Annotated in this window: 17 protein-coding genes; 13 read left to right on the top strand and 4 right to left on the bottom strand. The window is 65.2% G+C overall.

From position 1 onward, the window contains the following. Positions 1 to 5: 5 nt before the first annotated feature. The 3 genes from rho to hemE all read right to left on the bottom strand — a co-directional run bounded on the left by rho (position 6) and on the right by hemE (position 2,936). On the bottom strand, positions 6 to 1,262 hold the full coding sequence (rho, locus tag ACIPPQ_RS05960) for a transcription termination factor Rho (RefSeq protein WP_037557490.1): 1,257 nt from the start codon (positions 1,260 to 1,262) through the stop codon (positions 6 to 8). Between the two features lie 195 nt (positions 1,263 to 1,457). Further along, positions 1,458 to 1,874, bottom strand: coding sequence for a CopD family protein (locus tag ACIPPQ_RS05955; protein ID WP_446543243.1), 417 nt, complete (start codon positions 1,872 to 1,874; stop codon positions 1,458 to 1,460). A gap of 33 nt (positions 1,875 to 1,907) precedes the next feature. After that, the gene (gene hemE, locus ACIPPQ_RS05950; protein WP_446543242.1) at positions 1,908 to 2,936 is read right to left on the bottom strand and encodes a uroporphyrinogen decarboxylase; all 1,029 of its coding nucleotides are present in this window, start codon (positions 2,934 to 2,936) and stop codon (positions 1,908 to 1,910) included. A gap of 350 nt (positions 2,937 to 3,286) precedes the next feature. Here hemE and ACIPPQ_RS05945 point away from each other — a divergent pair, with 350 nt between their 5' ends. From ACIPPQ_RS05945 to ACIPPQ_RS05890, 12 genes are all read left to right on the top strand, one after another. Then, complete coding sequence (locus ACIPPQ_RS05945; protein WP_327456676.1) at positions 3,287 to 4,099, top strand: pyruvate, water dikinase regulatory protein; 813 nt, start codon at positions 3,287 to 3,289, stop codon at positions 4,097 to 4,099. Then, positions 4,096 to 4,692 (top strand): Maf family protein, encoded by a 597-nt coding sequence (locus tag ACIPPQ_RS05940; RefSeq protein ID WP_446543241.1) that lies wholly within the window; start codon positions 4,096 to 4,098, stop codon positions 4,690 to 4,692. Before ACIPPQ_RS05945 ends, ACIPPQ_RS05940 begins: the two co-directional genes overlap by 4 nt. Continuing rightward, positions 4,689 to 5,504, top strand: coding sequence for a shikimate dehydrogenase (gene aroE, locus ACIPPQ_RS05935; RefSeq protein ID WP_446543240.1), 816 nt, complete (start codon positions 4,689 to 4,691; stop codon positions 5,502 to 5,504). Before ACIPPQ_RS05940 ends, aroE begins: the two co-directional genes overlap by 4 nt. Positions 5,505 to 5,511: 7 nt before the next feature. Next, a complete protein-coding gene (coaE, locus tag ACIPPQ_RS05930; RefSeq protein WP_327456671.1) occupies positions 5,512 to 6,135 on the top strand; it encodes a dephospho-CoA kinase in 624 nt (207 codons plus the stop codon). Between the two features lie 19 nt (positions 6,136 to 6,154). Beyond that, entirely contained in the window at positions 6,155 to 6,856 is a 702-nt protein-coding gene (dnaQ, locus tag ACIPPQ_RS05925; protein ID WP_446543239.1) for a DNA polymerase III subunit epsilon, read from the top strand. 45 nt (positions 6,857 to 6,901) lie between these two features. Beyond that, on the top strand, positions 6,902 to 7,474 hold the full coding sequence (gene hpf, locus ACIPPQ_RS05920) for a ribosome hibernation-promoting factor, HPF/YfiA family (RefSeq protein ID WP_327456668.1): 573 nt from the start codon (positions 6,902 to 6,904) through the stop codon (positions 7,472 to 7,474). A gap of 149 nt (positions 7,475 to 7,623) precedes the next feature. Continuing rightward, complete coding sequence (locus ACIPPQ_RS05915) at positions 7,624 to 8,088, top strand: PTS sugar transporter subunit IIA (protein WP_327456666.1); 465 nt, start codon at positions 7,624 to 7,626, stop codon at positions 8,086 to 8,088. Positions 8,089 to 8,227: 139 nt separating this feature from the next. Further along, a complete protein-coding gene (locus tag ACIPPQ_RS05910) occupies positions 8,228 to 8,566 on the top strand; it encodes a DUF1491 family protein (RefSeq protein ID WP_446543238.1) in 339 nt (112 codons plus the stop codon). 197 nt (positions 8,567 to 8,763) lie between these two features. Further along, entirely contained in the window at positions 8,764 to 9,429 is a 666-nt protein-coding gene (locus ACIPPQ_RS05905) for a cell wall hydrolase (RefSeq protein WP_446543237.1), read from the top strand. Between the two features lie 72 nt (positions 9,430 to 9,501). Continuing rightward, complete coding sequence (locus ACIPPQ_RS05900; RefSeq protein WP_446543236.1) at positions 9,502 to 10,131, top strand: DUF4136 domain-containing protein; 630 nt, start codon at positions 9,502 to 9,504, stop codon at positions 10,129 to 10,131. Next, the gene (locus ACIPPQ_RS05895; protein ID WP_446543235.1) at positions 10,128 to 11,237 is read left to right on the top strand and encodes a M14 family metallopeptidase; all 1,110 of its coding nucleotides are present in this window, start codon (positions 10,128 to 10,130) and stop codon (positions 11,235 to 11,237) included. The genes ACIPPQ_RS05900 and ACIPPQ_RS05895 overlap by 4 nt, the downstream gene beginning before the upstream one ends. Beyond that, a complete protein-coding gene (locus ACIPPQ_RS05890) occupies positions 11,237 to 11,710 on the top strand; it encodes a GNAT family N-acetyltransferase (RefSeq protein ID WP_446543234.1) in 474 nt (157 codons plus the stop codon). The genes ACIPPQ_RS05895 and ACIPPQ_RS05890 overlap by 1 nt, the downstream gene beginning before the upstream one ends. Before the next feature lie 64 nt (positions 11,711 to 11,774). Here ACIPPQ_RS05890 and ACIPPQ_RS05885 read toward each other — a convergent pair whose 3' ends face one another. After that, positions 11,775 to 12,230, bottom strand: coding sequence for an Hsp20 family protein (locus ACIPPQ_RS05885; RefSeq protein ID WP_446543233.1), 456 nt, complete (start codon positions 12,228 to 12,230; stop codon positions 11,775 to 11,777). A 188-nt stretch (positions 12,231 to 12,418) separates the two neighbouring features. On the opposite strand from ACIPPQ_RS05885, the gene gpmA reads away from it, so the two are divergent. Next, positions 12,419 to 13,105, top strand: a complete 687-nt coding sequence (gene gpmA / locus ACIPPQ_RS05880) for a 2,3-diphosphoglycerate-dependent phosphoglycerate mutase (protein WP_446543232.1) — start codon at positions 12,419 to 12,421, stop codon at positions 13,103 to 13,105. Positions 13,106 to 13,129 lie beyond the last annotated feature (24 nt).

Genomic DNA, 13,129 nt, shown 5'->3' with positions numbered 1-13,129 from the left:
CGAACCTACTGGTTCATGCTGTCGAAGAAATCCTCGTTGGTCTTCGAATCCTTGATCTTGTCGAGCAGGAATTCCATCGCGTCGACGGTACCCATCTGCATGAGGATGCGGCGCAGCACCCACATTTTCGACAGCTTGTCCTTCTCGACAAGCAATTCTTCCTTGCGCGTACCCGACTTGCCGACGTCGAGCGACGGGAAGATGCGCTTGTCGGCAACCTTGCGGTCGAGCACGATTTCCGAGTTACCCGTGCCCTTGAATTCTTCGAAGATCACTTCGTCCATGCGGCTGCCGGTATCGATCAGCGCGGTCGCGATGATCGACAGCGAACCGCCTTCCTCGATGTTGCGCGCGGCGCCGAAGAAGCGCTTCGGGCGCTGGAGCGCGTTCGCATCGACACCGCCGGTCAGCACCTTGCCCGACGACGGGACGACGGTGTTGTAGGCGCGGCCGAGGCGGGTGATCGAGTCGAGGAGGATGACGACATCCTTCTTGTGCTCGACGAGGCGCTTCGCCTTTTCGATCACCATTTCGGCGACCTGGACGTGGCGCGTCGCGGGTTCGTCGAAGGTCGAGGAGACGACTTCGCCGTTCACGCTGCGCTGCATGTCGGTGACTTCCTCGGGACGTTCGTCGACGAGGAGGACGATCAGATAGACCTCGGGGTGGTTGTCGGTGATCGCCTTGGCGATATTCTGCAGCAGCACCGTCTTACCCGTGCGCGGCGGCGCGACGATCAGCGCGCGCTGACCCTTGCCCTGCGGGCTGACGAGGTCGATCACGCGCGCCGACTTGTCCTTCACCGTCGGGTCGACGGTGTCGAGCGACAGCTTCTGGTTCGGATAAAGCGGGGTGAGGTTGTCGAAATTGACGCGGTGACGCACCGCTTCGGGATCGTCGAAATTGACCTTGATCAGCTTGGTCAGCGCAAAATAGCGTTCGCCGTCGCGCGGGGCGCGGATCTCGCCCTCGACGGTGTCGCCGGTGCGCAGGCCATATTTGCGGACCTGGTTCGGCGAGACATAGATGTCGTCGGGACCGGCGAGATAATTGGCGTCCGACGAGCGCAGGAAACCGAACGAGTCCGGGAGAACCTCGATCGTGCCCGATCCGATGATTTCCTCGCCCTCTTCGGCGAGTTCTTTCAGGATCGAGAACATCAGGTCCTGCTTGCGCAGCGTCGATGCGCCCTCGACGCCCAGTTCTTCCGCCATTTCGACGAGCTGGGCGGGCGCTTTGGTCTTGAGTTCTTTAAGGTGCATGGGATGGATTCCGGGTAGAAAATCAGGGAGAAATGAAACGAATTCGTTGCACCGCTGGGGTGCCTATCCGGCCGTGGGACGACCGTTAAAGATAGCGTCGGCGCAAGGACGCGCCGCCCGCACGGAGCGGGGTTGACCGGCCCCTATAACCGGGCCGGGTCCAAGTCAATCACGCTGCGCCCGAATACGCGGATTCTAGGGGCGGACGACGACGAGGATGACGATGATCGCCGCGGCGATCCCGGGGACCTCGTTGAGCAGACGGAGCTGCTTTTCGGTCAGCGGGCGCTCGCCCTTCTTCAGCTTCTTGAAATAGCCGATCAGCCAGCCGTGATAGCCCGACAGCGCGATCACGAGGACAAGTTTGGCGATGAACCAGCCCTCGCGCCAATAGTCGCCGTTGAAAGCGAGCATCAGGCCAAGGATCCAGACGATGTTGAGCGATGGATTGAGGATGATCCGCCGCAGCCGGTCCTCGCGCTCGATCCACTTTTTATCCTCGTCGGACCCGACGGGCGCCTGATGGTGATAGACGAAGAAGCGCGGCATCATGAACAGGCCGGCCATCAGGAAAATCACGAAAATGATATGCGCCGCTTTGACCCAAAGCATCGTCGCCCCCAAGAATCCCGCAAGTTCCATAGATTATCCGCCGCGAACGCGCCTGATCAGATGCTCGACATGCGCGATCGGCGTGTCGGGCACTATGCCATGGCCGAGATTGAAGATATGGGGACGCGACGGGAAAGCTGCAAGGATGCGGTCGATCGCCGTATCGAGCGCAGCCCCGCCGGCGACGAGCGCGAGCGGGTCGAGATTGCCCTGCACCGGCAGATGCGGCGGCAGCGCCTTGTCGGCCCACACCGGATCGACCGTCTCGTCGAGCCCGATCGCATCGACCCCGGTCTCGTCGGCATAGGCACGCAGCTTGCCGCCCGCCCCTTTGGGAAAGCCGATCACCGGCGTATCGGGATGCAGCGCCTTCAGCCGGCGGACGATTTCGGCGTTGGGGGCGATCACCCATTGCTCATATTGCGCGGGGCTCAGGCTCCCCGCCCAGCTGTCGAACAATTGCACCGCGTCGACGCCATTTTCGATCTGCCCCGACAAATAGGTGACCGAAAGCTCGACGATCGCATCGATGATCGCCTGGAAGGCCGCAGGATCGCCGAATGCAAGGCGCCGCGCGGCGGCCTGATCCTTCGACCCCTGCCCTGCCACCATATAGGTCGCAACCGTCCAGGGGCTCCCTGCAAAGCCGAGGAAGGTCGTTTCGGGCGGCAGCGCGGCGGCCACGCGCGCGACGGTCGCGTAAACGGGGTCGAGCCGCTGTGGTGCCGCTTCGAGCGACGCCAGCGCGCTGTCGACCAGCGGCGGGGCAAGCCGCGGTCCTTCGCCCGCTTCGAACCACAGATGCTGGCCGAGCGCGTGCGGGATGACGAGGATATCGGAGAAGAGGATCGAGCCGTCGAAACCAAAGCGGCGGATCGGCTGCAACGTCACCTCGGCGGCGGCCTCGGGATCGTAACAAAGCTCGAGGAACCCGCCCTTGGTTTCGCGAAGGGCGCGATATTCGGGCAGATAGCGTCCGGCCTGGCGCATCAGCCAGAGCGGTGGGCGCTCTTGCCGCACCCCGCGCAGCGTTGCGAGCAGACTCTTCGATGACGCCTTCACGCGGCCCCTCTTTCTCTCTTCATAAATATTTAAATAGGATTGTGGTGGTTTGTTGGTCGGCGGACAAGCGCGGCTTTAGGCCGGGGCGTCCCTTTTGCCAACAGCTTGACTCTCCGTGCGGCGCCGCCGTCCGCAGAGTCGTTCGGCGCTTTCCCCCTAATTCACAGCCTGTGGATAAGATTCATCCCTTGTGGATAAGCGGTGGAGCGGAATCGGCACGCCCGGGGATGAATCCTGCCTGCCGAAATCATCCCTGCGCTTATGCCAAAACTTATCCACAGGGGCTTGTTCGTCCTCCCGGGCTTGATCCGGGATTGCCTTTTTCGGCACTTTCCCGCCATGGTGGCGCGATGGGCCGGCTCCACCTTCATCTCATATCCGACTCCACGGGCGAGACACTCGAAAATATCGCCAAGGCGGCGATCGCGCAGTTCGACGATGTCGAGGTGGTGCGCCATTTCTGGCCTATGGTGCGATCGGAATCGCATCTCGACCGCATCATGGCCGAGGTACAGGCGAGCCCCGGCATGATCCTCTTCACCCTCGTCAACGGCGAGCTGCGCGTCAGCCTCGAGCGCCGCGCGGGGGCGCTCAACCTGCCGACCGTCGCCGCGCTCGACGCGGTCACCGACGCCTTGTCGCGGATGCTCGGGCAGGAAGCGAAGGCGCGCCCCGGCCGCCAGCACGCGCTCGACGCCGCCTATTTCGCGCGCGTCGAGGCGATTCAGTTCACCGTCGCGCACGACGACGGCATCGGCTGGGAAAATTGGGAACAGGCCGACATCGTGCTCGCGGGCGTGTCGCGCACCTCGAAGACCCCGACGAGCATCTATCTCGCCAACCGCGGCTTCAAGACCGCGAATATCCCGATCGTCCCCGAATCGCCGCCGCCCGACGCGCTCTACAACCTCAAGCGCCCAATGGTCGTCGGGCTTACCACAGGGCTCGACCGGCTGGTGCAGGTGCGCCGCAACCGGTTGCTCTCGCTCAACCAGGCGCCCGAAACGGCTTATGTCGACGACGAGCGCGTGAAGGCCGAGCTCGCCTATGCACGGCGCATGTTCGCCGACAATGGCTGGCCGGTGATCGACGTGACGCGTCGCTCGATCGAGGAAACCGCCGCCGCGGTGATCAAGCTCGTCGAAGACCGCGGCACCGCATGACCCTCCTCCTTGCCTCGCAAAGCAGCGGCCGCGCCGCGATGCTCCGCGCCGCCGGACTGACCTTTGAAACGAGCGCGGCGCATGTCGACGAGGAAGCGCTCACCGCCTCGCTGCTCGCCGCCGGGCAGACCCCGCGCAACATCGCCGACGCACTCGCCGAGGCAAAGGCCGTCAAAATCTCGTCGCGGCTGCCGGGGGTCACCGTGCTCGGCGCCGATTCGACGCTCTCGCTCGACGACGGCGCGATGCTGTCGAAGCCCGAGAGCCCGGAAGAGGCCGCCGATCACCTCCGCCGCATGGCGGGGACACGCCACCGGCTGTTCAGCGCCGCGGTCGCGGCGCGCGACGGGGCGCCCGTGTGGCGCGCGATCGGCGAAGCGAAGCTCTGGATGCGCCCCTTGTCGGATGCGTTCATCGCCGACTATGTCGCGCAAAACTGGGACAGCATCCGCTGGACCGTCGGCTGTTACGAAATCGAAGGAGCGGGCGTGCAATTGTTCGAACGGGTCGAAGGCGATCCCTGGACCATCATCGGCATGCCGATGCTCCCCTTGCTGGCGTGGCTGCGCGCGACCGGGCTGGCGCCGGAATGAGCACGCCTTATGCCGAAGTGATCGGCGACCCGATCGCCCAGTCGAAATCGCCGCTGATCCACGGCTTCTGGCTCGACGCGCTCGGGCTCGAAGGCGATTACGCCCGCGCGCATGTGAAACCCGAAGGCCTCGCCGCTTATATCGAGGAACGCCGGGCCGATCCCGACTGGCGCGGTTGCAACGTCACGATGCCGCACAAGGCCGCGGTGATGGATCTTGTCGACGATCCCGGCAATATCCGCGGTACGATCGGCGCGATGAACACGATCGTCCGCCAGCCCGACGGCGCGTTGATCGGCACCAACACCGACGCCGCGGGCTTCTATGCCCCGCTCGCCGAACTCGATCTCGAAGGCGCGCCGGTGGCGGTCGTCGGCGCGGGCGGAGCCGCGCGCGCGGTCCTCTTTGCCCTCGCCCGCGCCAACGTCGGCCCGGTGACGATCCTCAACCGCTCGCCGCTCAAAGCCATGGGCCTGCTCGCGACCTTCGGCCTCAAGGGCGACGTCGTCGCGCTTGATGCCCAGCTTCCTCCGGTGTCGCTGCTCGTCAATTCGAGCAGCCTCGGCATGAAGGGCCAGCCCCCGCTCGAGCTCGACCTGTCGCCGCTTCCCGAGGGCGCGATCGTCTACGACCTCGTCTATTCGCCGCTCCAGACCGGGATTCTCAAAGCGGCCGAGGCGCGCGGGCTCGACACCGTCGACGGGCTCGACATGCTGATCGGCCAGGCCGCGCTCGCTTTCGAGCTTTTCTTCGGCGCCACCCCGCCCGAGGGCCGCGACGAGGAACTTCGTGCGCTGCTGACGGCCGGATAATCTGGACATGACCCACCGCCCGCGCCCCGGATCGCGGCTCCGCCGTCCCTTCGTCATCGGCCTCACCGGATCGATCGGCATGGGAAAATCGACCGCGGCGGCGATGTTCGAGCGCGAAGGCGTCCCTGTCTTCGACGCCGACGCCGAGGTGCACCGGCTGCAAGGCCCCGGCGGCGCGCTTGTTGCCGCGATCGAGGCGCGCTTTCCGGGCACCACCGGCCCGCAGGGCGTCGACCGCCAGAAACTCGGACGCCTCGTGCTCGGCAACACCCACGAACTCGCCGCATTGGAAGCGATCGTCCACCCCGCGGTCGGCAAGGCGCAAAAACGGTTTCTTGCCGAGAATCGCGCACGCGATGTTGTCGTGCTCGACATTCCCCTGCTCTTCGAAAAGGGCGGCTGGCGCCGGGTCGGTGCGATCGCCGTCGTTTCGGCGCCCGCGTGGATGCAGCGAAAGCGCGTGATGCGCCGTCCCGGCATGACCGCGGCCAAGCTCAAGGCGATCCGCCGCCTGCAGGTTCCCGACCGCGTCAAGCGCGCGCGCGCCGATTTCATCATCGAAACGGGCCGTCCCAAAAGCGAGACGCACCGGCAAATTCGCTTCATCGCCTCTTGTTTCCGCGCCCGATAGGGTCCAGATTATAGCTTCGATGCGTGAGATTATCTTCGATACCGAAACCACGGGTTTCGATCCCAGGACCGGGGACAGGCTGGTCGAAATCGGGTGTGTCGAGCTGGTCGACCGCCGCGAAACCGGCGTCACCTTCCACGCCTATTTCAATCCCGAACGCGATATGCCCGCCGCGGCCGAAGCGGTCCACGGGCTGTCGATCCAGTTCCTGTCGGACAAGCCGCTGTTCGCGACGCGCGTCGACGAGCTGATCGAATTCCTTGGCGATGCGCCGCTGATCGCGCACAACGCCGTCTTCGACTTCGGTTTCGTCAACGCCGAACTGGCGCGCGCGGGCCGCGCGGCGCTCGACATGGCGCGCATGTGCTGCACGGTGCAGATGGCGCGAAAGCTCCACCCCGGCGCGAAGCACAGCCTCGACGCGCTCTGCACGCGCTACGGCATCGATCGCAGCCATCGCGTCAAGCATGGCGCGCTGCTCGACGCCGAACTGCTCGCGCATCTCTATATCGAAATGACCGGCGGGCGGCAGATCGGCCTCGGACTCGCCGCCGCTGCTGCGGGCGCCGCCGCTTCGACCGCCCCCGTGCCTGCCGCATCGGCCGGCTCCGATCGTCCTTTTCGCGAACCCCGTCCCCATATGGCGTCGGCCGCCGAACTCGCGCGCCACGCCGAATTTGTCGCAGGGCTGAACCAGCCGCTGTGGCTCGATACGGTGTGATGACCCTCCCTTAAGTCATCGCGCCGGCCAAGAAGGAGAAGAAAAATGGAAATCCGCGTCTCTGGCCACCAGATCGAAACCGGCGAAGCGCTCCAGGCGCATGTGTCGGACCGGATGAACGCGATTGCCGACAAATATTTCTCGCGCGCGATCGGGGCGCATGCGACCTTCGGGAAGGGGCCGCACGACAGTTTCCAGTGCGACATCGTCGCGCATGTGATGCAGGGGCTGGTGCTGAAGGGGCATGGCCAGGCGCAAGACGCGCATGTCGCGTTCGAAGGCGCCGCCGAGCGCATCGAAAAACAACTCAGGCGCTATATGCGGCGGCTGAAGGATCACAACAACGGCGTCGCGCAGCCGTCGCCGACGGTCGACGAGATCGAAGACAACGCCAGCTACACCGTGTTCGACGGCGGCGACGACGAGGATGCGGGCGACGCGCCCGCGATCATCGCCGAAACGCGCGTCGATATCCCGAGCAGCAGCGTGTCCGACGCGGTGATGATGCTCGACCTGCGCAACACCAATGCCCTGCTGTTCGTCAACAGCAAGACCGGGGCGCACAATATGGTCTATCGCCGCGACGACGGGACGATCGGCTGGGTCGAACCACGATAGGACTGGATTTTCTCCGCCATCCGGCTTAAGGGCCGCGCCCAACGATGCCCGAAGCCGGGTTGGCGGGGGGCCTGCCACGACAGATCCGCGATCGCTTGCCAGCATGGTTTCTGGCGGTGGCCGGGTTTTAACAAGATTTGACCAGAGCAATGAATCTTTCTTCCCTTCTCTATCCGGCGACCGTGCGCGCGCATGTTCAGCTCGATTCGAAAAAGGCGCTGTTCCCCTTCGTCGGCGACCTCGCGGCGCGTTCGCTCGGGCTCGACGCGGGCGAAGTCAGCGAAGCGCTGCTCGAACGCGAACGCCTCGGCTCGACCGGATTCGGTCGCGGAATCGCGCTGCCGCACGCCAAGATGGCCGACCTCGGCGGCGTGCGCGGGCTGTTCCTGCAACTCGCCAAGCCGATCGACTTCAACGCGGTCGACGGCCTGCCGGTCGACCTCCTGTTCGTCCTGCTGTCGCCGCTCGACGCCGGCGCCGATCACCTGAAGGCGCTCGCGGGCGTGTCACGGATGCTCCGCAACGAAGCGATCGCCGAACGGCTGCGCGGCGCGAAGAGCGACGAAGCGCTCTATGCGCTCCTCGCCGACACCGAAACGCGTGACGCGGCGTAGATTGATCCACTGACGTGGATACGGCACCGGCCCGCTCCCCCTCCCGGCCTCCCCTAGGATACTACAGTAGGGAAGCCGGGAGGGGGAGCGGGCCGGTGCCGTATCGTTTCAGCGAAGCTGAAACAGAAAACAGACTCCCGTGACCCGCCTCAAAAGCCGTTTCCTCGTCGACCTGCTGATCCGCCGTGCGGAGGCGGCGGGCGGTTTCGCGACTGTGCTCGCCAAGGGTGACGACACCGCGGGAATCATCCTCGTCCAGTGCAGCGAACGCGGCGAGCCGGGACCGCTGCTCGAACGGCGCTTTTCGGCGGACGGCCACTATATCTGGGAGGCGGTTGGTCCGACCGACGCAAAAGATGGTGAATCACGCGCAAACTATCAGGATCGGCGGCGAAAGGCGGATCCCGATCTGTGGCTCATCGAACTGGATATCGCAGATGCGCCACGACTCGTCGCGGAGTGGGGCGCGTTAACTTGACTCTGTTGCGGCGCAACATAGGTGGCGCCCATTCGATAACGCGTAGGTCGTTCCGCGGGTTGCCTGCCTTTTTTGCAGGGACCCGGCAAACGGATTGGACACGCAGTCGGACGATGACCGCAGGCGGCGATACTGGACGATAGTCCCCCGCCTGTTTTGAGAGGTTCGGTTCATCGGCCGCACTTTTGACGGACAATATGAGTCGCATTCTGAACGTAGCCAGCGTGGCTGCCGTCGGCATGACTGCCGCCACCATGCTGCTTTTGGCGGAACCCGGCTTTGCAAGCGATCTTGCTGCCGACGCCAATCTTCCCGCCATCATCCTGCCGGGCGCCGATGCGCCGGTGACGGGTGAAACGGCGGAGCTGCCGACCGAAGCCGAGGCGCCGGTCGAAGCCAATACCCAGACCCCCGACGAAACCGCTCCCGCGCCCAAGCAGGCGCCGGTGACCGCGGAATCGCTCGCCGAACTCGTCGCAGAAACGCCGAAACCGGCGAAGCTCGATGCCGAGTTGCGCTGCCTTGCCGGTGCGGTCTATTTCGAATCGCGCGGCGAATCGCTCCCTGGCCAGCTCGCGGTCGCACATGTCGTGCTCAATCGCGCCCAGTCGGGCCGTTTCCCCAAGAGCCTGTGCGGCGTCGTCCACCAGAAAAGCCAGTTCAGCTTCGTGCGCGGCGGTCGGATGCCTGCCATCCGCAATGGGGCACAGTGGAACAATGCGGTCGCGATCGCCCAGATCGCACGCGACGGCAGCTGGAAGAACCACGCTCCGGGCGCGCTCTTCTTCCACGCGCGCTATGTTTCGCCGGGCTGGCGCAAGACGCGCATCGCGCAGATCGACAACCACATCTTCTATCGCTGATCGGCCGATGAGGCGGGATGCGCGCGCATCCCGTTCATTGCCAAGCCAGAATTGCTGGCGCATGATGCGCGGATGACGCGTCATCTTTCCGTCGCCCTGCCCTTGGCAGCGGCGCTCGCTCTCGGCGGCTGTGCCACCGCGGTTCCCCCGGTCGAAGTCACGCGCTTCCACACCAATGCGGCGCCGAGCTGGGCGCCGGGGACGCGCTATGCCATCGCGACCGCGCCGCTCGATGCGCCGGGGGCAGGCGTTCCGGGCGCGGCGATGCCGTCGCTCGAATGGAACAGCTATCGCACCGCGGTCGACCAGCAGCTCCAGCGGCAGGGACTCGTCGCGGCGGGCAGCAATGAACGCGCGCCGCTCCTCGTCCGCATTTCCTTCGACCGCAGCGAACAACTCGCCGAAGCCCGCCGCTCGCCCGTCTCGGTCGGGGTCGGCGGCTCGACGGGCAGCTATGGGTCGGGGGTCGGACTCGGGATCGGGATCAACCTTGGCGGCGGTCCCAAGCGGATGGCCGATCTCCAGCTTTCGGTGCGCATCGACGATGCCGCCAGCGGCAAGGCGCTCTGGGAAGGCCGCGCGCTGACCGCGGTGCCGGTGAAGGCGCCCGCCAACCAGCCGAGCCTCGCCGCGGCGAAATTGGCCGAGGCGCTATTCAAGGACTTCCCCGGCGAATCCGGACGCACTATCAGCGTCCCATGACCATCACCATCAACGCCGCTTTCGACAGCGGCAATATCGTCGTGGAGGCCATCGACGGCACCTCCGCCCGCCTGTCGATCCGCAAGGATCGCGACTCGGACTTTTTCCAGTGGTTCCACTTCCGCGTGTCGTGCGCGGTGGGCGATGCGCTCGACCTCGCGATCACCGGACTCGCCGGCTCGGCCTATCCCGATGGCTGGCCGGGCTATGCCGCCTGCGCGAGCACCGATCGCGAAACCTGGTTCCGCCTCGACACCAGCTATGACGCCGGCACGCTGACGATCCAGCACACCGCCGAAAGCCCGATCCTCTATATCGCCTATTTCGCGCCCTATTCGATGGAACGGCATCACGACCTGGTCGCACAGATCGCCGAATGCGAAGGCGTGACCTACCGCTGCCTCGGCACCAGCCTCGAAGGCCAGCCGATCGATTGCCTCGAAATGGGTACGGGCGAGACGCAGGTGTGGCTCTATGCGCGCCAGCATCCGGGTGAGAGCATGGCCGAATGGTGGATGGAAGGCGCGCTCGAAAAGCTCGTCGATCCCGCCGACCCTCACGCGCGCTCGCTGCGCGCCAAATGCCGCTTCCACATCGTGCCGAACATGAATCCCGACGGCTCGTGCCGCGGCCACCTGCGCACCAATTTTGCCGGGGTGAACCTCAACCGCGAATGGCACGAACCGACCGCCGAGCGCAGCCCCGAAGTGCTGTGCGTGCGGAACGCGATGGACGAAACCGGCGTCGATTGGGCGATGGACGTCCATGGTGACGAGGCGATCCCCGCGGTCTTCCTCGCGGGATTCGAGGGCATTCCGTCGCTCAAGGCGGAGCAGACCGAAAAATATAAGGCGTTCGAGGCGGCGCTCGCCGCGAACACCCCCGATTTCCAGCTCGACCTCGGCTATGAGCAGACTGCGCCGGGACAGGCGAATCTATCGATGTCGACGACGCAGCTCGCCGAACGTTTCGGCGCGGTGTCGATGACGCTCGAAATGCCGTTCAAGGACAATCGCGACCTGCCCGATCCGGTCGCCGGCTGGTCGCCCGAACGCTCGAAGCTGCTCGCGCACGCGTGCCTCCAGACGCTGGACCAGCTTCTCTGATGATCGATGCGGGCGCCTGGCGGATCGTCGAGGATGATCTGTCGGGCGCCGCGATCCGTGCGCTGCTCGAGGTGCATTTCGCGGGCATGCTCGCGAACTCGCCGGCGGGTAGCTGCCACTTCCTCGATTTCGACGGGCTGCGCGCCGACGGTGTGACCTTCTGGTCGATCCACCGCGGCGACGAGCTTGCGGGCTGCGGCGCGCTCAAGATGCTGGATGGCGCGCATGGCGAAATCAAGTCGATGCGCACCGCCGAATCGTTCCTGCGGCAGGGCGTCGCCGCGCATATGCTCGACCATATTCTTGAGGTCGCGCGGACCCGCGGTCTCGAACGCCTCAGCCTCGAAACCGGATCGAGCGGCGCTTTCGAACCCGCGGTCGCGCTTTACCAGCGTTATGGCTTCACCGAGTGCGAACCCTTCGCCGATTACCAGCCCGACCCGTTCAGCCGTTTCATGACGCGGGTCCTTTAGGTACGAAAACGGGGCCCGGAAGGGACTCCGGACCCCGTGTTCAAATCGGTCAATCAGGCGTCGCTTACGCGGCCTTCTTGTCCTCGATCACCGGCTGTGCGCCGCCGATCGCGATCTTGTGCGGCTTCATCGCCTCGGGCACTTCGCGCACCAGGTCGATGGCCAGCAGCCCGTCGGACAGGTCGGCCTGCTCGACCCGCACGAAATCGGCGAGCTGGAAGCGGCGCTCGAACGCGCGCGTCGCGATGCCGCTATACAGGAGCTGGCGCCCCTCGCCTTCGGCGACCGGTGCCTTGCGGCCGCTGACGGTCAGCATATTCTGCTGCGCGGTGATGTCGATCTCGTCGCTCTTGAAGCCCGCGACCGCAACGGTGATGCGGAAATGATCGTCGGCGAGTTTTTCGATGTCGAAGGGCGGATAATTTTCGGCACCCGAACCGCCGGTTTCGAGGAAATCGAACAGCCGGTCGAACCCGACGGTCGAACGGCGATAGGGGGTCCAGTCGAAGCTGTTGCGCATGGTCTTTCTTCCTTTTCAAAAGCGAAGCAAGGGACCGCGGGGACGTGCCGCGATCGCCGCCCGGCCCCGTGTCGGCGGCCGGACAGGGTCAATCTGGTAGCCCTCGAAACCATTTCAAGAGGGGCGTTGGCCTTTACCGAAAACCCGCGCTAAAGGGCGGCGACTCTCCTCCAGCGCAAGGATCCGAAATGCCCCAGCTCATCCTCATCCGTCACGGCCAGTCGCAGTGGAACCTCGAAAACCGCTTCACCGGCTGGTGGGATGTCGATGTCACCGAAAAGGGCGCCGCCGAAGCCATCGCCGCGGGCGAGTTGATGAAGGCAAAGGGCATCGCCCCCGACACCTGCTTCACCTCGGTCCAGTCGCGCGCGATCAAGACGCTGAACCTCGCGCTCGAGGCGATGGGCCGCCTCTGGCTCCCCGTCACCAAGGACTGGCGCCTCAACGAACGCCACTATGGCGGGCTCACCGGGCTCGACAAGGCCGAGACCGCGGCGAAGCATGGCGACGAACAGGTCAAGATCTGGCGCCGCAGCTTCGACATCCCGCCGCCGCCGCTCGAGGCCGGCTCGCCGTGGGACCTGTCGAGCGACCCGCGCTACGCCGGCATCGCCATCCCGTCGGCCGAAAGCCTCAAGGACACGATCGAACGCGTCCTGCCCTATTATGAAGCCGCGATCGTCCCCGAACTCGCCGCGGGCAAGACGGTGCTGATCTCGGCGCACGGCAACAGCCTGCGCGCGCTCGTCAAGCATCTCTCGGGCATCTCGGACGCCGACATCACCGGCCTCGAAATCCCGACCGGCCAGCCGATCGTCTATGAGCTGAACGACGATTTGACGGCGCGCGAACGCTATTACCTCAGCGAGCGTTGAGGTTCACACGGCGGCGGTGGGCGC

This window comes from Sphingopyxis sp. LARHCG72, from assembly GCF_052871675.1.
The sequence above is the reverse complement of the archived record's forward strand: the minus strand, read 5'-3'. Positions and strand labels throughout refer to the sequence as shown.

Coding starts and splice junctions, on each gene's coding strand:
- coaE (WP_327456671.1), top strand. CDS start 5,512: ATGACCCACCGCCCGCGCCCCGGATCGCGGCTCCGCCGTCCCTTCGTC.
- ACIPPQ_RS05895 (WP_446543235.1), top strand. CDS start 10,128: ATGACCATCACCATCAACGCCGCTTTCGACAGCGGCAATATCGTCGTG.
- ACIPPQ_RS05955 (WP_446543243.1), bottom strand. CDS start 1,874: ATGCTTTGGGTCAAAGCGGCGCATATCATTTTCGTGATTTTCCTGATG.
- ACIPPQ_RS05945 (WP_327456676.1), top strand. CDS start 3,287: ATGGGCCGGCTCCACCTTCATCTCATATCCGACTCCACGGGCGAGACA.
- rho (WP_037557490.1), bottom strand. CDS start 1,262: ATGCACCTTAAAGAACTCAAGACCAAAGCGCCCGCCCAGCTCGTCGAA.
- ACIPPQ_RS05900 (WP_446543236.1), top strand. CDS start 9,502: ATGACGCGTCATCTTTCCGTCGCCCTGCCCTTGGCAGCGGCGCTCGCT.
- hpf (WP_327456668.1), top strand. CDS start 6,902: ATGGAAATCCGCGTCTCTGGCCACCAGATCGAAACCGGCGAAGCGCTC.
- ACIPPQ_RS05915 (WP_327456666.1), top strand. CDS start 7,624: ATGAATCTTTCTTCCCTTCTCTATCCGGCGACCGTGCGCGCGCATGTT.
- dnaQ (WP_446543239.1), top strand. CDS start 6,155: ATGCGTGAGATTATCTTCGATACCGAAACCACGGGTTTCGATCCCAGG.
- ACIPPQ_RS05940 (WP_446543241.1), top strand. CDS start 4,096: ATGACCCTCCTCCTTGCCTCGCAAAGCAGCGGCCGCGCCGCGATGCTC.
- ACIPPQ_RS05890 (WP_446543234.1), top strand. CDS start 11,237: ATGATCGATGCGGGCGCCTGGCGGATCGTCGAGGATGATCTGTCGGGC.
- gpmA (WP_446543232.1), top strand. CDS start 12,419: ATGCCCCAGCTCATCCTCATCCGTCACGGCCAGTCGCAGTGGAACCTC.
- ACIPPQ_RS05905 (WP_446543237.1), top strand. CDS start 8,764: ATGAGTCGCATTCTGAACGTAGCCAGCGTGGCTGCCGTCGGCATGACT.
- ACIPPQ_RS05885 (WP_446543233.1), bottom strand. CDS start 12,230: ATGCGCAACAGCTTCGACTGGACCCCCTATCGCCGTTCGACCGTCGGG.
- aroE (WP_446543240.1), top strand. CDS start 4,689: ATGAGCACGCCTTATGCCGAAGTGATCGGCGACCCGATCGCCCAGTCG.